General features: G+C 65.8%; 20 protein-coding genes and 1 tRNA gene. 11 read left to right on the plus strand and 10 right to left on the minus strand.

The annotated features are described in order from the left end of the window. Positions 1-283: 283 nt before the first annotated feature. Both C2U58_RS07195 and C2U58_RS07200 read left to right on the plus strand, forming a co-directional pair. Complete coding sequence (locus C2U58_RS07195) at positions 284-1,279, plus strand: hypothetical protein (RefSeq protein ID WP_102945207.1); 996 nt, start codon at positions 284-286, stop codon at positions 1,277-1,279. 34 nt (positions 1,280-1,313) lie between these two features. Continuing rightward, positions 1,314-2,759 (plus strand): alanine/glycine:cation symporter family protein, encoded by a 1,446-nt coding sequence (locus C2U58_RS07200; RefSeq protein ID WP_102945456.1) that lies wholly within the window; start codon positions 1,314-1,316, stop codon positions 2,757-2,759. A 58-nt stretch (positions 2,760-2,817) separates the two neighbouring features. Here the strand turns inward: C2U58_RS07200 and C2U58_RS07205 are convergent, their stop codons facing one another. From C2U58_RS07205 to C2U58_RS07220, 4 genes are all read right to left on the minus strand, one after another. Then, positions 2,818-4,239 (minus strand): M28 family peptidase, encoded by a 1,422-nt coding sequence (locus tag C2U58_RS07205; protein WP_102945208.1) that lies wholly within the window; start codon positions 4,237-4,239, stop codon positions 2,818-2,820. Positions 4,240-4,436: 197 nt separating this feature from the next. Then, positions 4,437-4,841 carry a large-conductance mechanosensitive channel protein MscL gene (gene mscL / locus C2U58_RS07210; protein ID WP_102945209.1) on the minus strand — a complete coding sequence of 135 codons (405 nt, stop codon included), beginning with the start codon at positions 4,839-4,841 and terminating at the stop codon, positions 4,437-4,439. A 59-nt stretch (positions 4,842-4,900) separates the two neighbouring features. Then, positions 4,901-5,608, minus strand: coding sequence for a fumarylacetoacetate hydrolase family protein (locus C2U58_RS07215; RefSeq protein WP_102945210.1), 708 nt, complete (start codon positions 5,606-5,608; stop codon positions 4,901-4,903). 81 nt (positions 5,609-5,689) lie between these two features. Next, complete coding sequence (locus C2U58_RS07220; RefSeq protein ID WP_070207477.1) at positions 5,690-5,965, minus strand: hypothetical protein; 276 nt, start codon at positions 5,963-5,965, stop codon at positions 5,690-5,692. Positions 5,966-6,142: 177 nt separating this feature from the next. Between C2U58_RS07220 and C2U58_RS07225 the strand changes: the two genes are divergently transcribed. Further along, a complete protein-coding gene (locus tag C2U58_RS07225) occupies positions 6,143-6,490 on the plus strand; it encodes a Rieske (2Fe-2S) protein (protein WP_102945457.1) in 348 nt (115 codons plus the stop codon). Positions 6,491-6,548: 58 nt separating this feature from the next. Here C2U58_RS07225 and C2U58_RS07230 read toward each other — a convergent pair whose 3' ends face one another. From C2U58_RS07230 to thiS, 4 genes are all read right to left on the minus strand, one after another. Next, positions 6,549-8,396 carry an SLC13 family permease gene (locus C2U58_RS07230; protein ID WP_102945211.1) on the minus strand — a complete coding sequence of 616 codons (1,848 nt, stop codon included), beginning with the start codon at positions 8,394-8,396 and terminating at the stop codon, positions 6,549-6,551. 27 nt (positions 8,397-8,423) lie between these two features. Continuing rightward, complete coding sequence (gene trmB / locus C2U58_RS07235; RefSeq protein ID WP_102945212.1) at positions 8,424-9,158, minus strand: tRNA (guanosine(46)-N7)-methyltransferase TrmB; 735 nt, start codon at positions 9,156-9,158, stop codon at positions 8,424-8,426. Next, the gene (locus tag C2U58_RS07240; protein ID WP_070207480.1) at positions 9,158-9,952 is read right to left on the minus strand and encodes a thiazole synthase; all 795 of its coding nucleotides are present in this window, start codon (positions 9,950-9,952) and stop codon (positions 9,158-9,160) included. Before C2U58_RS07240 ends, trmB begins: the two co-directional genes overlap by 1 nt. Before the next feature lie 100 nt (positions 9,953-10,052). Then, complete coding sequence (gene thiS, locus C2U58_RS07245; protein WP_102945213.1) at positions 10,053-10,253, minus strand: sulfur carrier protein ThiS; 201 nt, start codon at positions 10,251-10,253, stop codon at positions 10,053-10,055. A gap of 204 nt (positions 10,254-10,457) precedes the next feature. Here thiS and C2U58_RS07250 point away from each other — a divergent pair, with 204 nt between their 5' ends. The 4 genes from C2U58_RS07250 (at position 10,458) to C2U58_RS20035 (ending at position 13,258) form a co-directional block, all read left to right on the plus strand. Then, positions 10,458-12,287 carry an autotransporter domain-containing protein gene (locus C2U58_RS07250; RefSeq protein ID WP_102945214.1) on the plus strand — a complete coding sequence of 610 codons (1,830 nt, stop codon included), beginning with the start codon at positions 10,458-10,460 and terminating at the stop codon, positions 12,285-12,287. 98 nt (positions 12,288-12,385) lie between these two features. Continuing rightward, positions 12,386-12,459, plus strand: a tRNA-Gly gene (locus C2U58_RS07255). 221 nt (positions 12,460-12,680) lie between these two features. Continuing rightward, positions 12,681-13,043, plus strand: a complete 363-nt coding sequence (locus C2U58_RS07260) for a hypothetical protein (protein WP_253256682.1) — start codon at positions 12,681-12,683, stop codon at positions 13,041-13,043. A 47-nt stretch (positions 13,044-13,090) separates the two neighbouring features. Continuing rightward, positions 13,091-13,258, plus strand: a complete 168-nt coding sequence (locus C2U58_RS20035) for a hypothetical protein (RefSeq protein ID WP_172448095.1) — start codon at positions 13,091-13,093, stop codon at positions 13,256-13,258. A 99-nt stretch (positions 13,259-13,357) separates the two neighbouring features. Here the strand turns inward: C2U58_RS20035 and C2U58_RS07265 are convergent, their stop codons facing one another. Continuing rightward, positions 13,358-13,753 carry a hypothetical protein gene (locus C2U58_RS07265; protein WP_102945215.1) on the minus strand — a complete coding sequence of 132 codons (396 nt, stop codon included), beginning with the start codon at positions 13,751-13,753 and terminating at the stop codon, positions 13,358-13,360. Between the two features lie 297 nt (positions 13,754-14,050). On the opposite strand from C2U58_RS07265, the gene rimK reads away from it, so the two are divergent. From rimK to C2U58_RS07285, 4 genes are all read left to right on the plus strand, one after another. Then, positions 14,051-14,956 carry a 30S ribosomal protein S6--L-glutamate ligase gene (rimK, locus tag C2U58_RS07270; RefSeq protein ID WP_102945216.1) on the plus strand — a complete coding sequence of 302 codons (906 nt, stop codon included), beginning with the start codon at positions 14,051-14,053 and terminating at the stop codon, positions 14,954-14,956. 232 nt (positions 14,957-15,188) lie between these two features. After that, on the plus strand, positions 15,189-15,662 hold the full coding sequence (locus C2U58_RS07275; protein WP_102945217.1) for a hypothetical protein: 474 nt from the start codon (positions 15,189-15,191) through the stop codon (positions 15,660-15,662). A 131-nt stretch (positions 15,663-15,793) separates the two neighbouring features. After that, the gene (locus tag C2U58_RS07280) at positions 15,794-16,471 is read left to right on the plus strand and encodes a response regulator transcription factor (RefSeq protein ID WP_017356179.1); all 678 of its coding nucleotides are present in this window, start codon (positions 15,794-15,796) and stop codon (positions 16,469-16,471) included. After that, on the plus strand, positions 16,434-17,798 hold the full coding sequence (locus tag C2U58_RS07285) for a HAMP domain-containing sensor histidine kinase (protein WP_102945218.1): 1,365 nt from the start codon (positions 16,434-16,436) through the stop codon (positions 17,796-17,798). Before C2U58_RS07280 ends, C2U58_RS07285 begins: the two co-directional genes overlap by 38 nt. Before the next feature lie 126 nt (positions 17,799-17,924). Here C2U58_RS07285 and coaE read toward each other — a convergent pair whose 3' ends face one another. Next, positions 17,925-18,533, minus strand: a complete 609-nt coding sequence (gene coaE / locus C2U58_RS07290; RefSeq protein WP_102945219.1) for a dephospho-CoA kinase — start codon at positions 18,531-18,533, stop codon at positions 17,925-17,927. Position 18,534: the final 1 nt, after the last annotated feature.

Genomic DNA, 18,534 nt, shown 5'->3' on the forward strand with positions numbered 1-18,534 from the left:
ACCGCACTGGCGAAAAGCGACATCGTCGCGCAGCGTGCAGGGTTTTCGACCCCCCTTTAGTCGCGTCGCTTCTCGCCGCTTTCGATGGAATTCCTGTAGCGCCTGCGGCGTGTCCAACAAGGGCAAAACGAGCGTTGGCGTGATAGGCATTTTCGTGCGTGCGCTCGCGCACAGAACGCGATATTCGCGTGATTTACCGATTTTTCCGAGATTGCTTCCTGTGCAGATTGCCGGTGCGGCGGATTGGCCTGCCGCACCACCCCTGTCACCCCGGAGGCAATCCATGACGCTCTTCCCGCTGCGTTCCCTGCGCCCTGTTTCTTTCGCCCTGATCGCCGGCCTGTGCCTGCCCGCCGTTGCGTCCGCCGACAAGCGCACGCTGGACGGCGTCAACTTCATGGGCCCGCTGATCACCCCCAACCCGGCCGGCATGCGCAAGGGCAACCTCTTCATCGAACCGTACCTGGTGCGGATCAACAGCGACAGCTACTTCGACGGCGACGGCCGCCGCCACGACAGCGACGGCCGCAGCAACGCCTGGCTGACCGTGGTGCCGATCGCTTACGGCCTGGGCCAGCGGGTCACCGCGCAGGTCAACCTGAGCGCCTCGCGTGCAGAGACCGGCAGCGAACGCAGCCGTGGCTTCCGCGCCGGCGACACCACCGCCATGGTCCAGTACCTGCTGCAGGCGCCGAGCGCCGACGGCACCCGCCCGGCCATTTCGGTGTCGCTGAGCCAGCGCTACGCGACCGGCAGCTATGACCGCATCGACGGCAACCCGCTCAACGCCCAGGGCGACGGCGTGCAGCGCACCACCTTCGGGCTGGGCATGCAGCAGGTGGTGTGGCTGCCCAACGACCGTCCACTGCGCTGGCGCGGCCAGCTCAGCGCCAGCCCCGCGCCGGCGCGCGTGGCGATCAACGACCACAGCGTCTACGGCACGCCCGAAGGCTTCCGTGGCAGCATCGCGCCCGGCTCGCTGATCGGCCTGTCCGCCGCCGGTGAGTACAGCTTCAACTCGAAGTGGGTCGGCGTGATGGAGTTCGCCGTCAGCCGCCAGAGCGACCGCCACCTGAGCGGCTACGCCTCCGATGCCGAGGGCGTCATGCAGCGCATCGACGAGCGCCGCCCCGGCAGCCGCAACGTCACCCTGGCGCCGGCCGTGCAGTACCACTTCAGCCCCAGTGTCGGCCTGATCGCCGGTGTCGAGTTCACCGTGGCCGGACGCAACACCGGCAGCTACATCAATCCGCAGATCGCGCTGGGCATGTTCTTCTGATGCGCGCGCTGCAAGGGAGTGAGCCATGTTCGATATGACCCTTGAAAAGACCGTCGCCCAGCTGCTGGGCATCGTCTGGAGTCCCGCGCTGGTCGGCCTGTGCCTGCTGGTCGGGCTGTACTTCAGCGTGCGCACCCGCTTCATCCAGCTGCGCGGCCTGCCGGAGATGCTCAAGCTCATGTTCCAGGGCCGCAGCTCGGCAGCGGGGGTGTCCTCGTTCCAGGCGTTGAGTCTGTCGCTGTCCAGCCGCGTCGGCGTCGGCAACATCGCCGGCGTGGCCATGGCGATCGCCTATGGCGGCCCCGGCGCGATCTTCTGGATGTGGATCGTGGCGTTCCTCGGCGCCTCCAGTGCGTTCGTGGAGTCCACCCTCGCGCAGATCTACAAGCAGCGCGACAGCAAGGGCATGTACCGCGGCGGGCCGGCGTACTACATCGAAAAAGGCCTGGGCAAACGCTGGTATGCGGTGCTGTTTGCGATCAGCACGGTGATCGGCTGCGGCATGCTGCTGCCGGGTACGCAGTCCAACGCCATCGTCAGCGCGCTGGACGAAGCCTGGGCGGTGCCCGGCTGGATCACCGCAGCCTGCATCGGCACCGTGGTGGCCATGGTGATCTTCGGCGGCGTGCGCCGTATCGCCCAGGTCGCGCAGGTGATCGTGCCGTTCATGGCGGTGGGCTACCTGCTGGTGGCGGCCGTGGTGATGGCACTGAACCTGGACGCGGTGCCGGAGATGTTCGCCATCATCCTGCGCAGCGCGTTCGGCCAGGACGCCGCGTTCGGCGCCATGATCGGCACCGCCATCCAGTGGGGCGTCCGCCGTGGCGTGATGAGCAACGAGGCCGGCATGGGCAGCGGTGCGCATCCGGCCGCCGCTGCCGAAGTCTCGCACCCGGTCAAGCAGGGCCTGGTGCAGGCGTGTTCGGTGTACATCGACACCATGGTGGTGTGCAGCGCCACCGCGTTCCTGATCCTGTCCACCGGCGCGTACAACGTGTACGACCCGTCGCTGCCGTCGCAGTTGATGGTCGCCAACGTGCCGGGGTTGGAAGCGGGGCCGCGCTTCGTGCAGCAGGCGGTGGAATCGGCGTTGCCCGGCTTCGGGCGGTCGTTCATCGCGCTGGCGATCATCCCGTTCGCGTTCACCACCATCCTCGCGCTGTACTACACCGCCGAAACCAACGTGGTGTACATGGTGCGAAACCGGCACTCGCCGGTGGTGATGGCGCTGTTCCGCTGCGGCTTCATCGGCGCCATGCTGTATTCGGCGCTGAACACCGCCGAGGTGGCCTGGTCGCTGGGCGACATCGGCGTCGGCCTGATGACCTGGCTCAACGTGATCGCCTTGCTGCTGTTGCAGAAGCCGGCATTCGCGGCGTTGCGCGACTACGAAGCCTCACGCGGCAAGGGTCAGGACCCTGTGTTCCGTCCCGACCCGCACACCGTCCCAAGCTGCACGGTATGGGTAGGCGCCCGGTAGAGCCGGGCCCTGCCCGGCTGCGTAGAGCGGATCAAAGATCCGCTCTACGCCGTCACCCTCACTCGTTAGGCGGCGTAGTCGCCTTCGCTTCGCTACCGAAGCCGCCATCAGCCTCAGCCGCCAGGTACGCAAACACCGTATACGCAGCCACGTTCTGCGCCAGCGCAGCCGGCTCGATCTTGTCCAGCGTATCGTCGGCAGTGTGGTGCAGGTTGAAGTAGTCGGTTCCATCCTGCGCCAACCAAGCCCACGCGCCGCCCTTGGCCGCCAGCGGGCCGATATCCGGACCCGGGCCGCCCTTGTCGGCGTTGTACTCGATGCCCAGCGGCTTGAGCACTTCGGCAATCTGGCGGGTCGCCTCGCGCGAGCCTTCCGGATTCGGCGAGCCGGTGTTGAATGCATAGATGCGGCCCGCACCGAAGTCGCTCTCCGCAGCCAGCTGGTGCAGCGCGATGTCCTTGGCGTGCGCTTCGGCGTACGCCTTGCCACCGTACAGGCCCTGTTCTTCGTTGGCGAACGCCACCACGCGGATGCTGCGCTTCGGTGCCTGCTTGAGCTGGCCGATCAGGTGGCCGGCGGCCATGGTCAGGGCCACGCCCGCGCCATCGTCGATCGCGCCGGTGCCCAGGTCCCACGAATCCAGGTGGCCGCCGATCACCACCACTTCCTTCGGCAGGCTGCGTCCGGTGATCTCGCCGATCACGTTGTACGACGTGGCGGTGCCGTCCCAGCCGCAATCCAGGCTGAGCTTCACCGTGGTCGGCCCAAGCGCGACCAGGCGGGCCAGCTGGTTGGCGTCCGGCACCGACAGCGCCGCCGACGGCACCGGGGTCAGGCCGTCATCGAAACGGGTGATGCCGGTATGCGGCACGCGGTGCGAGTCGGTACCCGCCGAGCGCATCACGAAGCCCACCGCACCCTTGCGGATCGCCTCGGACGGGCCCTTGCTGCGCACCGCGCCGCCCTTGCCGTAATCGCGGCCGTCGCGGTAGGCGGTCATCTGGTAATCGACGAACGCGATCTTGCCCTTCAGCGAACCTTCCGGCGCGGCCTGCAGCGCGGCCAGGTCGGCAAAGCGCACCACTTCGGCCTCGACCGTGCCGCCCGGGCTGCCGCCCAGCGCGGTGATCGAGAGCGGCTGCGCATGCTTGCCGGTCACCGAGGCATGTTCACTGCGGCGCTCCCACTTCGGGAAGGTCACCGGCTCTTTCCACACCTTGTCGAAGCCCAGTGCCTTGAACTTGGCTTCGGCCCAGGCCACGGCGCGGGCGTCGGCCTCGCTGCCGGCGATGCGCGGGCCGATCTCGGTGGTCAGCGATTCCACCACCTTCCAGCCGGTGTCGTCCTTCAGGGCCTGCTCGCGCAGCTCGGCGGCGGTGGCCAGCGACTTCGGCGGCAGGGTGGTGGTGCTGGTCGCGGCGAACGCCGGGGCGGCCAGCAGGGCAAGGGAAGATGCGATGGCAAGAACGCGGCGACGCATGGGACGGACTCCAGGGCAACAGGGCGTAAGCCTTCGAGCTTAGCAGCCTGCCCGCACCGCACATGGGCGCAAGGTCATGGTTATAAGCACGGAACCCCGCCGGGGCAGGGTTCCGTAGTGCCGGCCGCTGGCCGGCTCTTCCGAATGTCCGAACACCGCCTGGAGCCGGCCGGCGGCCGGCACTACGGCGGGGCCGATCACTGCTTCAGGTTGTCGCGGATCTCGCGCAGCAGCAGGATCTCTTCCTTCGGCGCAGCCGGCGCGGCTTCCTTCTTGCGCGCGATGCGATTGATCACCTTGATCAGCAGGAAGATCGCAAATGCCACGATCACGAACTGCACCAGCGTGTTGAGGAAATCGCCGTAACCGATCACCACCGCCGGAATCTCGGTGCCATCGGCGGCGACCCGTGCCGGCGCCAGCGTCCACGCCATTTCCGAGAAATCCACACGGCCAATCAACCAACCCAGCGGCGGCATGATGATCTTCTCCACCAGGGCGGTAACGATCTTGCCGAACGCAGCACCGATGACCACACCGACCGCCAGGTCGATGACGTTGCCACGCATGGCAAATTCCTTGAACTCAGTCAGCATTCCCATCGGGTTCTCCTGTAGCGGGCGAAATCAAATGACGCTGCACCATAGCGCAGCGCATGTCGTCATCCGGCGATGATGCCGTGGCGTTCGGCCACGTTTTCAAGGCGCGCGCTGAAACGGTCGCCCGGCTTCAAGGCAGCAACGCCGGCCGGCGTGCCCATGAACACCAGGTCACCCGCACGCAGCGCCCACAGCTTCGACAGCTCGTGCAGGATCTCCGGCACATTCCAGATCATCTGGTCCAGCAGCGACTGCTGGCGCACCTCGCCATTGATCTCCAGCGAAAGATTGAGCGCGGCCAGGTCGCCCACTTCCGCAGCCGGCACCAGTTCGCTCATCGGCGCGGAATAGTCGAACCCCTTGGCCGTATCCCACGGATGGCCCTTGGCTTTTGCCGCCGCCTGCAGGTCGCGGCGGGTCAGGTCCAAGCCCACGCCGTAGCCGAACACCAGCGACTCGGCCTGGTCCACCGGCAGCACGCCGGCCGGCGCATCGCGGCCAATGGCTACCACCAGCTCCACCTCGTGGTGCAGGTCCTGGGTCGCGGGCGGGTAGGGGATGACATCGTCATGGCCGACCACGATCGCATCGGCCGGCTTGCTGAAGAACATCGGGCGGCCGCGATCGTCCGCCGCGGGAACCGCAGCGCCCATTTCCTTGGCATGGTCGGCGAAATTGCGGCCCACGCAGTACACGCGGCGCACCGGGAACGTACCGCCGCCCGCAACCGGAATGCGGGTAGGTTCGGGCGTAGGGATCACATCAGTCATGCGCGCATCCAGAAGCAAGGGGATACACGCAGTGTAGTGCCGGCCGCCGGCCGGCAACAACGCCAAATCAGGGCAAAACCATCACCGCGAAAGCGGCAGCGCCTGCTTGCGCACCACGCGGTACTCGCCTTCCACCACCTGCGGGTCGGCCGCACGTGCCGCCTGCTTGCGGTTGGCCAGCAGCTTCCACGCCACGCCGGCGATGATCATCGCCGCGCCCACGAACACACCCACGAACACCAATGCGGCGAGGATCGCCAGACCGAGCAGACCCACCGCAACGCGCACCAACGGATGGCGCGGCTTGCGCGGCGCAAACAGGGAGCGGAACTGGTTGAACTGGAAGCGGTTGTACATGGCGGTTCTTTGGCTGAAGTCAGCGAGGTGCCAGTATCCCGACACCGTTCTGTCATTGAGTGAAAAATACGTTAATCACGACACTGGTTCATTTGAAATCAACCACTTGTGTTCATCCTGGAGCCAGTCACATGACGGCATGCGAGAATGGCGCTCCCTGTGCTGGATCGCGTTGCCATGTCTGTGTCCGATGTTTCCGCCACCCCGTTGATCGCACTGGAACGTATTGATGACGGGGGTTTTGCCGAGGTGGAAGCGTGCGTGGACGGCGACCATGAGTCTTTGGTGCTTTATCGCGAGGGCGACACGGTACGCGCCTGGCTGAACATCTGTCCGCATGCGGGTCGCCGGCTGGATTGGGCGCCGGGGCAGTTCCTGAAGAGCAAGGCGGGCGACCTGGTCTGCGCTGCGCACGGGGCGTCGTTCTCGCTGGACAACGGAGAGTGTGTCGCAGGGCCGTGCAAGGGCGATCGTCTGCGGACCGTTGCGGTGCAGGTCATAGCAGGGCAGGTGGTTCTGGCGTAGCGAGCGGTGGAGGACCGCCTGGGTCGGCCAGCGGCCGACGCTACCGGCAATGCGTCGGTCAGAACATGAGGTTGATCATTACCACCACCACGGCGGTGTAGATCAACGACAACGGCGCACCCACCCGCCACAACTCACGTGGCGTGTAGTTCGCCGGGCCGGTGATCATCGAAATCACCGGGTTCGATTGTGTCATCAGGTTGTTGGATGCCGACAGCGCCACGATCAGCGCGAATGCCGTCGGGCTGCCGCCGGCCGCCAACGCCAGGTTCACCGCAATCGGCACCATCACGATGGTCGCGCCCACGTGGCTGATCACCAGCGAGAACACCGTGGTCAGCATTGCCAGCGCGATCTCCAGCACCCATACGGGAATGCCGGTGGGCAGGCGGTCGATGGTATGTCCGGCCACCCACGCCGCCGCGCCACTGCTGTCCATCGCCCAGCCGAGCGGAATCAGCCCGGCCATCATGAACACGGTTTTCCAGTTGATCGAGGCGTAGGCCTCGTCCATGCGCAGCACCCCGGTCAGCAGCATGCCGGCCACGCCGGTCATCAGCGTCAGTGCGACCGGCAGCCTGGAGGTCAGCGCGATCAGGATCGTGATGGCGAAGATCGACATCGCGATCTTGAACTTGTGCGGGCGCTGTTCGCCCTTCGGGTAGTCGGTCACTACCACGAAGTCGCGGCTCTTGGCCGCCTGCGCCAGGTCGGTCCAGATGCTGTGGAACACCAGCATGTCGCCGGCGCGCAGCGGCACGTTGCGCACGTCCTCGCGGATCACCTGCTTGTCGCGGTTGATCGCCAGCAGGCTGATGCCGCGCTGCTTGCGCAGGCGCAGGTCCGAAGCGCTCTTGCCGATCACATCCGAGGTGGGCGGCACCACCGCTTCGGAAATACCGGCGCGGCTGGGGTTGAACAGGTCGCCCAGGTGCTTCAGGCGCGAGGACATGCGCAGGAACTGGTTCTGCGCGAAGTCGCTGACCTGCTGCCGGCTGCCCATCACCCCGAGCACGCTGCCCACCCAGATCCGCATCTCCGCCGGCGGCGCCAGGCGGGTGTCGTTGCCGGTTTTCAGCGCCAGCATCAGCGGCGCATCGTGGACCAGCTCGGCCTCGCCCAGGGTCATGCCCACCAGCGGGCTTTCCGCGCTGACCACCAGCTCGAACACATCGCCCTCGATCCCGTAGGTCTTGGCGAAATAGCTTTCGGTCCGCGCCGGGGTGACCCCGTCGTTGGCCAGGGTTTCTTCTTCCACCAGCTTGCGGTCGCCGAAGTAGCGGAAGTACAGCAGCGAGGCGACCAGCAGCGCCAGGCCGATCGGCAGCGGCGCGAACATGCGCAGCGGCTCGATGGTGGCCAGGCCGGAGGGCAGGTTGTTGTTGGCCGAGGCCAGCAGATCGTTGAGCAGGATCAGCGGCGAGTTGCCGACCATGGTCAGCGCGCCGCCCATGACGATGGCCGCGGCAATCGGCAGCAGCAACCGCTGCAGGGTCAGCCCGGTACGCGCCGCCAGCCGCGACGCGACCGGCAGGTACAGCGCCATCACCGACGGGTTCTGCATGAACGATGAGTTCAAGCCGGCAATCGCCGTGGTCATCATCAGCAGCCGCGTTTCCACCCCGTGCCCGCGCCGCAGCAGCCAGGCCGCCAGCCGGTTCAGTGCCCCGGTGCGGTCCAGGCCGGCACCCAGGATGGTGGTGGCGATGATGCTCATCACCGCGTTACCGCTGAAGCCGCCGAAGATCTCCTCCGGCGCGATCAGGCCGGTCACGCCCAGCACCACCAGAACCACCAGCGCCACCACGTCGGCGCGGATGCGCTCGAACAGGAACATCGCCATCGTGAAGCCGACCAGCCCGAGAACGAGCTTCATGTCGGTGGTCAGCGTCAGCGTGGTGTCCATGGGGTGGTGCGGTTCCTTGGGATGGGATCAGGTACGGTCGTACAGCAGGTCCCACACCCCGTGGCCAAGTTTCTGGCCGCGGGTTTCAAAGTGCGTCTGCGGTCGCCACTCCGGCCGCTCCACCTGGCCGCGCGGACCGGCGCGGTTGGTCAGGCCTGCAGTGGCGTCGAGCACGTCCCACATCTGCTCGGCATAGTCTTCCCAGTCGGTAGCGCAGTGCAGCCGGCCACCCACGCGCAGCTTGCGCACCAGCAGCTCGGCGAAGCCCGGCTGGATCAGGCGGCGCTTGTTGTGGCGCTTCTTGTGCCACGGGTCCGGGAAATAGATGCGCACTTCGTCCAGCGCGCCATCGGCGATTTCCTTTTCCAGCACTTCCACCGCGTCGTGGTGGAACAGGCGCACGTGGTCGGCGTTGTCCTCGGCCAGCGCGTTGAGCAGGCGGCCCACGCCCGGTGCATGCACTTCCAGCCCGATATAGTCGCGGCTCGGGTCCTGCTGCGCGGCAAAGCGCAGTGCGGCGCCGTTGCCGAAGCCGATTTCCAGCACCTTGTGCGCATCGCGCCCGAAGGTGGCATCCAGGTCGCGCGGCTGGCCGGTGTAGTCCAGCCCGAAGCGCGGCCAGGCATCGTCGAACGCACGCTGCTGGGCAGGGGTGAAGCGACCTTGGCGCAGCACGAAGCTGCGCACCTCGCGGCGGCCTTCGGTGGCGGTGAAGGGCTTGGGCGGCGCCTTGGCGCCGGCGCTGTCGAAGGGATTGGTCATCAGCCGATCAACCCGTCGACCGGCGAGGACGCGCTCGCATAGCGCTTGCGCGGAATGCGCCCGGCCAGGAACGCTTCGCGCCCGGCTTCAACCGCCTTGCGCATCGCACTGGCCATCAGCACCGGGTTGCGTGCGCCGGCAATGGCGGTGTTCATCAGCACGCCGTCGCAGCCCAGCTCCATCGCGATTGCCGCGTCCGAGGCAGTGCCCACGCCCGCGTCGACGATGATCGGCACCTTCGCGCTTTCGATGATTTCCAGCAGGTTGTACTTGTTCTGGATGCCCAGGCCCGAACCGATCGGCGCGGCCAGCGGCATCACCGCCACGCAGCCGATCTCTTCCAGGCGCTTGGCCAGGATCGGGTCGTCGGAGGTGTAGACCATCACCTCGAAGCCGTCCTTGACCAGCTGTTCGGCGGCCTTGAGGGTCTGCACCACGTCCGGGTACAGCGTCTTCTGGTCGCCCAGCACTTCCAGCTTGGTCAGGTTGTGGCCGTCCAGCAGCTCGCGCGCCAGCCGGCAGGTGCGCACGGCGTCTTCGGCGGTGTAGCAGCCGGCAGTGTTGGGCAGGATGGTGAAGCGGTCCGGCGGCAGCACGTCCAGCAGGTTCGGCTCGCCCGGGTTCTGCCCGATGTTCGTGCGGCGGATCGCCACGGTCACGATCTGGGCGCCGGCTGCGTCGGTGGCAGCGCGGGTTTCATCCAGGTCCTTGAACTTGCCGGTCCCGGTCAGCAGCCGGGATGCATAGGTCTTGCCGGCGATCACCAGCGAATCGGGGGAAGAATGAGCAGTCATGGAAGAATTATCGCCCAACCCGACCATTCCTGTCCGGTCGTTCCGAACCTCTCGTGTTCCCGATAGCGCCGGCCGTTGGCCGGCCCAGGCGGTCTTTCCGTCAACCGCCACCCAACGCGTGCACGATTTCCACCCGATCACCCTCGCTCAACGCGCGGGTCGCATGCAGGCTCCGGGTAACAATCTCCCCGTTTACCTCCACCGCCACCCGGCGCTCGGTCAACTGTTCGATCAGCAGCAGGTCCAACACGGTCGCACTTTGCGGAAGCTGGCGGTCTTCGCCATTGAGCAGGATGTTCATGACGGGATTGTCCCCCAAACGCGCCGGTTCTGCGTACCCTTGCGCCCCCACCGGAACCCATCCCGGCGCTGTCCTGTCTGCGCATCGCGGCCCTCGGGCGCCAGCCATGTCGCAGCGCAGCGTGATGTCACCGGGGTGCAGTGGAACCATGGCACCGTGCGCCGGCGTACGTCGGCTGTCCTCACCCGAAATGGAGTTTTTTTCATGCAGCTCAGCAAGCGTCCCCTGCGTTCCCTGATGGCCGTGGCCATCGCCCTGGCGGCCGTGCCGGCGATGGCGCAGTCGCCCTATTCGCGCACCGTCTTCATCGGCGACAGCCTGACCGACCAGGGCTACTTCCGCCCGCTGCTGCCGGCCTCGGTGCAGCCGGTCACCGGCCAGTTCACCACCAACCCGGGCTGGGTCTGGGCCCAGTACGTGGCCGACTACTACGGCACCAACGCCACCGCCCACGGCAATGGCCAGAACGGCGACAACTACGCCATCGGCGGCGCCCGTGTCGGCGTGGACACCACCCAGACCCTGGCCCCGGGCACCCCGGCCATTCCGGTCTACTCGCTCAAGACCCAGACCGCGCAGTACCTGGCCGCCAACGGCGGCAAGGCCGACGCCAACGCGCTCTACACCGTGTGGGGCGGCGCCAATGACCTGTTCGCCATCCAGGCAGGCGCACCGCTGCAGGCCACCCTTGGCGCGGCCGTGACCGACCAGGTCGGCATCGTCGGTACCCTGAAGAACGCCGGCGCCCAGTACATCGTGGTGCCGACCCTGCCGGACATCGGCCTGACCCCGGCCGCACGCGCCGGCGGCGCCGTGGGCATGGCGCAGGGCACCGCCCTGGCCAAGGCCTACAACGATGCCCTGTTCGGTGGCCTGAAGGCCGCCGGCCTGCAGGTGATTCCGGTGGACACCTTCCACATCCTGCAGGAAATCGTCGCCAGCCCGGCCACCTACGGCTTCGTCAACGTCACCAGCCCGGCCTGCACCACGGCCTCGTCGCTGACCTGCAACCCGACCGCCTACGTCAACCCGAACGCGGCCAACAACTACGTGTTCGCCGACGGCGTGCACCCGACCACCGCCACCCACCAGATGCTGGGCCAGTACACCCTCTCGATCCTGGAAGCCCCGCGCAACCAGCAGATCCTGACCCACTCGGCGCAGACCGTGGGCCGTGCGCGTGCCGACCAGGTCGGTTCGCACCTCGACGGTCGTCCGGCCGATGGCCTGAGCTGGTGGGGCGGCCTGCGTGGCGACATGCAGCGCTATGACCACGCCGACCTGTACGACGGCCTGGCCCCGGCCGGCCTGTTCGGTATCGACTGGGCGAAGGACGGCATGGTGGTTGGCGGCTTCGGTGGCTACGGCCGCATGGACGCCGACTTCGGCAACAGCCAGGGCGACTTCACCCAGTCCGACGCTACCCTGGGCCTGTTCGCCGGCTGGTACGGCGACAACGTCTGGGTCAACGGCCAGGTCAGCTACAGCTGGCTGGACTACGACGTGACCCGCCGTGTGCAGCTCGGCCCGGCCGAGCGCACCCACACCGGTTCGCCGGAAGGCAGCAACCTCACCGTGGCCCTGAACGCCGGTTACGAGTTCGGCACCGAAGGCGGCTTCCGCCACGGTCCGGTCGCGGCGGTGATCTGGCAGCAGGTCAAGCTGGACGGCTACGTGGAATCCAACCCGAGCGCCACCGCGCTGGGCTACGCCGACCAGGACGCCGACTCCACCGTTGGCCGCATCGGCTGGCAGGCCCGCTTCGACGGCGGCAGCATCAAGCCGTACGTGCAGGTCACCTACGACCACGAGTTCGAAGACGACAAGCAGGCCAGCGCCTGGCTGCAGACCATGCCGGACGTGGGCATGTACAAGGTGCCGGGCCTGGAGTTCGACAAGGACTACGCCACCGCCGTACTGGGTGCGCGCATGACCATGTTCGGCCTGAACAGCAACATCGGCATGAGCACCACCGCCATGCAGAAGCGTGCGCGTGACGTGAGCCTGTTCGCCACGGTCAGCGGCAGCTTCTGAGTAGGGCACGACCGCTGGTCGTGCCTCATCCCAACGGGCGGCCCAGTGCCGCCCGTTGCGTTTCCAGGCCCCAGCCGCATAGAATTGCGGCGCACCATGCGGGTGTAGCTCAATGGTAGAGCTGTAGCTTCCCAAGCTACTGACGAGGGTTCGATTCCCTTCACCCGCTCCACGGTTTGCAAGGCAAACCATGGAGCGTGGCGGCCATGCCTCCACATCCCCGCGCCTGCCGGCGCGCCCCCTTTACTAAAGGGGGCTGTTTGGGACCCATTCTTCCCTCTGTTTTCAGCCGTGCGAGTGGGTCCTCCTCGCTGCGACTCCTTTTGTCGGATTTCCCTCTCGATTCGCTTGCAGTACTCCGCCACGCTGTGCGCGATAGTGTGGAGAAGACTCATGAGCGATGGATCAGGCGCGCCGGCCACTAGCGATCTCAGTGATTTGATCGGGACAATCTGGTCTCAGGTTGTCGGGCAGGTCAACACGTTGATCGATGCACACAAAGCGTTTGGCTTTTTTCAGTTCAACGAGAACTTGAATCCAACGCTGGCTGACGTGTTGACTGGACTGGCGTTCATTGATTTCGCACTCACCAGGTTCCTCGAGAGCGGCAAGTTGGAGTTCGACGAACAGCGCAATGCCATCAACTCGAAGCAGTGCATTCTGAAAATGAAGAGCCTCAGCCTGGCCTTGGACCAAGGCAACAAGGCGGAGTTCGAGAACATCATGGCTGAGTTGAGAAGCCAGTCCAAATTCTGAGCTGTATGCCCCTGCATCAATGATTGAGCACCCCACGGAGAATGACGATGAACAGCATCCCCCTGAACTTTGACCTGTACGCCCTTGCCCAGCCGAAGAGCCGGGAAGACCTGGTCGCGCTGGCACTGGAGGTCCTCAGCGAACTGGACAACATTGATGGGCACCTCCAAGCGGCAATCTCCCGGTGCAATACGTCTTTGGCAGTTCTGAATTGACACGGAAGGTTCCGGTTTATGGCCCGCTGACCTCTAAGGTCATGCGCTACCAGCACTGGATCAAAAGCCCCGGGACAGGCGCAGCTTTTCCCGGGACTTTCATTTTTGGGCTGGCCGACGATCGTCGTCAGTAGTCGAGTCGATGAATCGACGCAGCCGGTCATGCCTGCCTGCCCGAATCATGTCGCTGGGAGCTATGTTGCCCAGCAGCGGGTTGATCGTCTGAAACCAGAGCGCAGTTTTGGCAACACTTCCGTCGAAGACTTGTGCAACAAGGTTTGCGGTTTCCCCGATTTCCCGAAGACACGCCTTCACGGGATGAGGGACGTCCAAGTCCCAGCGAATACTGGCAATTGGTACGTCTGCAATCCTGGACACGTCGTCCCTGTCGAGCTGCAGGAACTGCGCGACCTTCTGTGGCTCAAAGAGGTCGTCCTTGCCGAACTTCAGGGCATCGTCTTGTGCGGGCTTACGGGAGAGCGGGATTGAGTTCATGCGCAAGGGGAGGATGCTGCGCCATTCACATCGGCGCAAGATCGAACGCGGCCCCGCATGCGGCTTGCGACGTATGAGTGGATACTGATGCACTTTAAGGTCTATAAATCAATTGCTTGGAGCGCCGCGAACAGACGTCTCTCGACACATGGTCTGCACGCTCGAGTTGACGCATTGGGCGCTAAGTGAGCTTGAGGTGCGGCGCTTTCTCGCGGGAGGCGCAGGCCATTTTCCGACCTCATCCGCTCTTCCACGCCGCACGCTATGCTTCGCGTCTTTCCCCACCCCGAAGCTGCGATGAAACTGGCCATCCTTTCCCGCAACAGCAAGCTGTACTCCACGCGGCGGTTGGTGGACGCGGCGCGGTCGCGGGGGCATACCGTGCGGGTGCTGGACCCGCTGCGCTGCTACATGCGCATTGCCGCCAATGGCTTCACCCTTCACTACAAGGGTCGGCCCATCACCGGGGTGGATGCGGTGATTCCGCGGATCGGCGCCTCCATCACCCGCTACGGCACCGCCGTGCTGCGCCAGTTCGAGATGATGGGGGCGGTAACCCCCAACCCCTCCGACGCCATCCTGCGGGCCCGCGACAAGCTGCGCGCGCACCAGATCCTGGCCTCCAAGGGCATCGACATGCCGGTCACCGTGTTCGGCGACAACCCCGACGACACCGTGGACCTGCTGTCCATGCTCGGCCCGCCGCCGCACGTGGTGAAGCTCAACGAGGGCACCCAGGGCAGGGGCGTGATCCTCACCGAGAAGGCCAGCGCCTCGCGCGGCATCGTCGAGGCCCTGCGTGGGCTGTATGCCAACTTCCTCATGCAGGAATTCATCGGCGAAGCCCAGGGCGCGGACCTGCGCTGCCTGGTGGTGGGCGACCATGTGGTGGCGGCCATGCAGCGCCAGGCCCCGGAAGGGGACTTCCGTTCCAACCTGCATGCCGGCGGCAGCGCACGCGCCGCCAAGGCCACCCGCGCCGAGCAGCAGGTGGCCGTGCGCTCGGCCAAGGCGCTGGGGCTGGGTGTTGCCGGGGTTGACCTGATCCGCTCCAGTCGTGGGCCGCTGGTGCTGGAGGTGAACTCCACGCCCGGCCTGGAAGGCATTGAAGGCATCAATCAGGATGACCTCGCCGGGCGCATCATCGAGCACGTGGCGGGGCAGGTGGCGGCCATGAAAAAGCCAGTAAAATCAAGGCATTGAGAATCTCATAGCTCCGTGCTACAGGTTTTAACACCGGTTTAATCGCCCCCGGCGTAGGCTTCATCAGACCGCAGCTCTGCCCTCCTCAGCAGATAACGGTAATCGGGAATGACTTCAGGCCCGGGTGGGCATCCACCCGGGCCTTTTTCTGCCCTGCCGGAGGTCACATTGTTTCGGCCGCAGTTGCGCCTTAAAGTGACTACTTCGTTCATGGAAGGATGGGGTGAGGGTTATGTACCGTATTGGCTCGATCGTAATGATGTTGGCGCTGGCAGGCTCGGCGCATGCGCTGGCTGCAACCAGCAAGGATGCCGTGCAGATGGGCGGTGCAAAGCCGGTTGCCGAGCAGATCCGCGAAGTGGAACTGGCCATGGCCAGTGACAAATACAGCGAACTGACGCTGGAGAACAAGAGCGCCGTGCAGGCCTCGCTCAACCAGATCCGCGCCCAGATGGGCGACCACGAGCGGATCGACCAGGTCGCGCCGCAGAACAAGGTGGCGATCTTCAACGAACAGGAAAAGATCAACACGATCCTGACCCAGGGTCATGCCGACAGCCGCCTGGTCTGCCGCCGCGAAAAGACCGTGGGCAGCAATTTCCCCACCAACAACTGCATGACCGTTGCCGAGCGCCGCCGCGCCACCGAGAACGCCCGCACCAACATGCGCGACGTCAACCGCTCGCAGCTGATCCCGCTGGACTGACCCGGTCTTCACGCCTCCGGGCGGGTACAAAATGTTAAGACGGGAACCTGTATCGTTCATTGGCTGACCATGGTCCCCCGGCGCCGCACCGGCGCTGGGGGGCAATGACTTAATCCGAACCCGAGGTTCCAGTGCGCATTCTTGTAATTGAAGACAACAGCGATATCGCCGCCAACCTGGGCGACTACCTCGAAGACCGCGGCCACACCGTGGACTTCGCCGCCGACGGCGTCACCGGCCTGCACCTGGCCGTGGTGCACGAGTTCGACGCGATCGTGCTGGACCTCAACCTGCCCGGCATGGACGGCATCGAAGTCTGCCGCAAGCTCCGCAACGAAGCGCGCAAGCAGACCCCGGTGCTGATGCTGACCGCCCGCGATTCGCTGGACAACAAGCTGGCCGGTTTCGACTCCGGCGCCGACGACTACCTGATCAAGCCGTTCGCGCTGCAGGAAGTAGAGGTGCGCCTGAATGCCCTGTCGCGTCGCGGCAAGGGCGTGCAGACCCGCGTGCTGGAAACCGGCGACCTGGAGTACAACCTGGACACCCTGGAAGTTCGCCGCCAGGGCAAACTGCTGCAGCTCAACCCCACCGCCCTGAAGATCCTGCAGGCGCTGATGGAAGCCGCACCGGCCGTGGTCACCCGGCAGGAGCTGGAAACCCGCGTGTGGGGCGAAGAATTGCCCGATTCCGACTCGCTGCGCGTGCATATCCATGGCCTGCGTGCCGTGGTCGACAAGCCGTTCGAGGTTCCGCTGATCCAGACCCGCCATGGCATCGGATACCGCATCGCCGCCCCGGAAGCCTGATCCGGTGAGCGACAGGGGGAACCGCCGCCGTGCGCCGTACCGGCGCCGGCTGCGCAGCCGCATCATCGTCTCGTTCGTGCTGTTGGGCTTCTGCCTGACGGCACTGTTCGCCTTCGCCACCAACCTGGCCCGCGCCCGCGTGGAAAACCAGCTGGTCGAAGACGTGATGAACCGCAACATCAACGAATACGCGCACCGCTTCTTCGAAGACCCCACCAAGAATCCCGACCTGCCGGTGCAGCAGATGCGCGCGCGCATCGTGGGCCCCGACAAGTTCGAAGCGCTGCGCCTGGAAGAGCCGGACTGGTACGAGTTCAAGGACGGTATCCACAGCCTCGGCGGCGTGGACGAGCATGGCGAACGGTTCTCCTACAAGCTGGCCGTACGCAAAACTCCCGAGGCCTGGTTCTTCCTGGCCTACGACATGACCGAAAGCCTGAAGGGCGAAGGCCAGCTCAACCGCGCGCTGTTCTTCTCGGTGCTGTTGTTCAGCGCCTTGTCACTGGTGCTGGGCTGGTGGTCGGCCTCGAAGGTGATGAAGCCGGTCTCGGACCTGGCCGCGCGCCTGCGCGCGTATCGCGGCGGCACCAGCGAGCCAGAGCCTCTGGCCCCGCGCTTCCCCGACGACGAAGTGGGCCAGCTGGCCCAGGCCCTGGACGACTACTCTGCGCGCCTGACCGAAGTGGTCCAGCGCGACCGCGAGTTCAACGCCGACGTCAGCCACGAACTGCGCACCCCGCTCGCTGTCATCCGCGGCGCCACCGAGCTGCTGCTGACCCGGCCCGACCTGGACCCCAAGGTCCTGCAGCGCCTGCAGCGCATCCAGCGCGCCGAACAGCAGTGCACCGACCTGATCGGCTCGCTGCTGCTGCTTTCGCGCAACGAGCGCGGGCAGGGAAGCAGCAACGTCGCCCGCGTCGCCGAGCAGCTGCTCGACGCCCACCGCGCCCAGCTGGGCGGCAAGCCACTCGAACTGATCCTGGAAGGCGACCGCGAACTGGTCATTGATGCCCCGGAATCCGCGCTTTCCGTGGCCCTGGGCAACCTGATCGGCAACGCCGTGAAGTACTCGCAGGAAGGCTCGGTACGCGTGCGCGTCACCGACAATCGGGTAGAAGTGATCGACAGTGGCCCAGGCCTGAGTCCTGAAGACGCAGCCAAGCTGTTCCAGCGGGGCTATAGAGGCACCCATGCAGGCCACTCGCAGGGCGGCGGCATCGGCCTCTCAATCGTCAGCCGCCTGTGCGACCTGTACGGCTGGCAGGTGAATGTAAGGCCGGGCGAAGAGCGTGGCGTGGTTGCGACGCTGACGTTCTCCCCCGCATGATCTGACGAATACCGACCCACACCGCGTAGAGACACGCCATGCGTGTCCCACGGATACTGCGGCCGCGTCCGCCGCAAACGAACGATCATGCTCTACGTGGGACACGCATGGCGTGTCTCTACGCGGTTACGTGGCTAACGTTCGGTACGCCGCATCCAACCGCTCCACCTCGGCCTGCAATTGCTCCGGGTGCCCATCATTGACCACCACATCATCGGCCAGCGCCAACCGCTCCTCGCGACTGGCCTGCGCCGCGATCATTCGATCCGCCAATTCGGCGGTCGTTCCATCCCGCAGCATCAACCGCGCATGCTGCACCGCCACCGGCGCATCCACCACCAGGATCCGGTTCAACCACGGATACTGCTGCCGCCCACCGGCTTCCGTCAGCAGCGGAATCGCCGCAATCGCATACGGGCTCCCTGCCTCCTCACAGGTCCGCCGAAGCAGCTCCCGGATGGCAGGGTGGGTAATAGCCTCCAACGCCTGCCGCTCCTGCGCCGAAGCAAAAATCCGCTCGCGCAACGCAGCACGATCCAGCTGGCCGTCGGCCAGCAGGATCCCGGAACCAAAATGATCAACGATCCGCGCCAGCCCCTCACTGCCTGGCGCCACCACCGCGCGGGCGGCCACGTCCGCGTCGGCCACCACGATGCCCAGCGCCTCGAACCGGCGGCTCACTTCGCTCTTGCCGGCGGCTACGCCGCCGGTCAACCCCACCACGAACTGGCTCATC

The organism is Stenotrophomonas sp. VV52, from assembly GCF_002893095.1.
Lineage (GTDB): Bacteria > Pseudomonadota > Gammaproteobacteria > Xanthomonadales > Xanthomonadaceae > Stenotrophomonas > Stenotrophomonas aracearum.

Coding starts and splice junctions, on each gene's coding strand:
- C2U58_RS07195 (WP_102945207.1), top strand. CDS start 284: ATGACGCTCTTCCCGCTGCGTTCCCTGCGCCCTGTTTCTTTCGCCCTG.
- C2U58_RS07200 (WP_102945456.1), top strand. CDS start 1,314: ATGACCCTTGAAAAGACCGTCGCCCAGCTGCTGGGCATCGTCTGGAGT.
- C2U58_RS07205 (WP_102945208.1), bottom strand. CDS start 4,239: ATGCGTCGCCGCGTTCTTGCCATCGCATCTTCCCTTGCCCTGCTGGCC.
- mscL (WP_102945209.1), bottom strand. CDS start 4,841: ATGGGAATGCTGACTGAGTTCAAGGAATTTGCCATGCGTGGCAACGTC.
- C2U58_RS07215 (WP_102945210.1), bottom strand. CDS start 5,608: ATGACTGATGTGATCCCTACGCCCGAACCTACCCGCATTCCGGTTGCG.
- C2U58_RS07220 (WP_070207477.1), bottom strand. CDS start 5,965: ATGTACAACCGCTTCCAGTTCAACCAGTTCCGCTCCCTGTTTGCGCCG.
- C2U58_RS07225 (WP_102945457.1), top strand. CDS start 6,143: ATGTCTGTGTCCGATGTTTCCGCCACCCCGTTGATCGCACTGGAACGT.
- C2U58_RS07230 (WP_102945211.1), bottom strand. CDS start 8,396: ATGGACACCACGCTGACGCTGACCACCGACATGAAGCTCGTTCTCGGG.
- trmB (WP_102945212.1), bottom strand. CDS start 9,158: ATGACCAATCCCTTCGACAGCGCCGGCGCCAAGGCGCCGCCCAAGCCC.
- C2U58_RS07240 (WP_070207480.1), bottom strand. CDS start 9,952: ATGACTGCTCATTCTTCCCCCGATTCGCTGGTGATCGCCGGCAAGACC.
- thiS (WP_102945213.1), bottom strand. CDS start 10,253: ATGAACATCCTGCTCAATGGCGAAGACCGCCAGCTTCCGCAAAGTGCG.
- C2U58_RS07250 (WP_102945214.1), top strand. CDS start 10,458: ATGCAGCTCAGCAAGCGTCCCCTGCGTTCCCTGATGGCCGTGGCCATC.
- C2U58_RS07260 (WP_253256682.1), top strand. CDS start 12,681: ATGAGCGATGGATCAGGCGCGCCGGCCACTAGCGATCTCAGTGATTTG.
- C2U58_RS20035 (WP_172448095.1), top strand. CDS start 13,091: ATGAACAGCATCCCCCTGAACTTTGACCTGTACGCCCTTGCCCAGCCG.
- C2U58_RS07265 (WP_102945215.1), bottom strand. CDS start 13,753: ATGAACTCAATCCCGCTCTCCCGTAAGCCCGCACAAGACGATGCCCTG.
- rimK (WP_102945216.1), top strand. CDS start 14,051: ATGAAACTGGCCATCCTTTCCCGCAACAGCAAGCTGTACTCCACGCGG.
- C2U58_RS07275 (WP_102945217.1), top strand. CDS start 15,189: ATGTACCGTATTGGCTCGATCGTAATGATGTTGGCGCTGGCAGGCTCG.
- C2U58_RS07285 (WP_102945218.1), top strand. CDS start 16,434: ATGGCATCGGATACCGCATCGCCGCCCCGGAAGCCTGATCCGGTGAGC.
- coaE (WP_102945219.1), bottom strand. CDS start 18,533: ATGAGCCAGTTCGTGGTGGGGTTGACCGGCGGCGTAGCCGCCGGCAAG.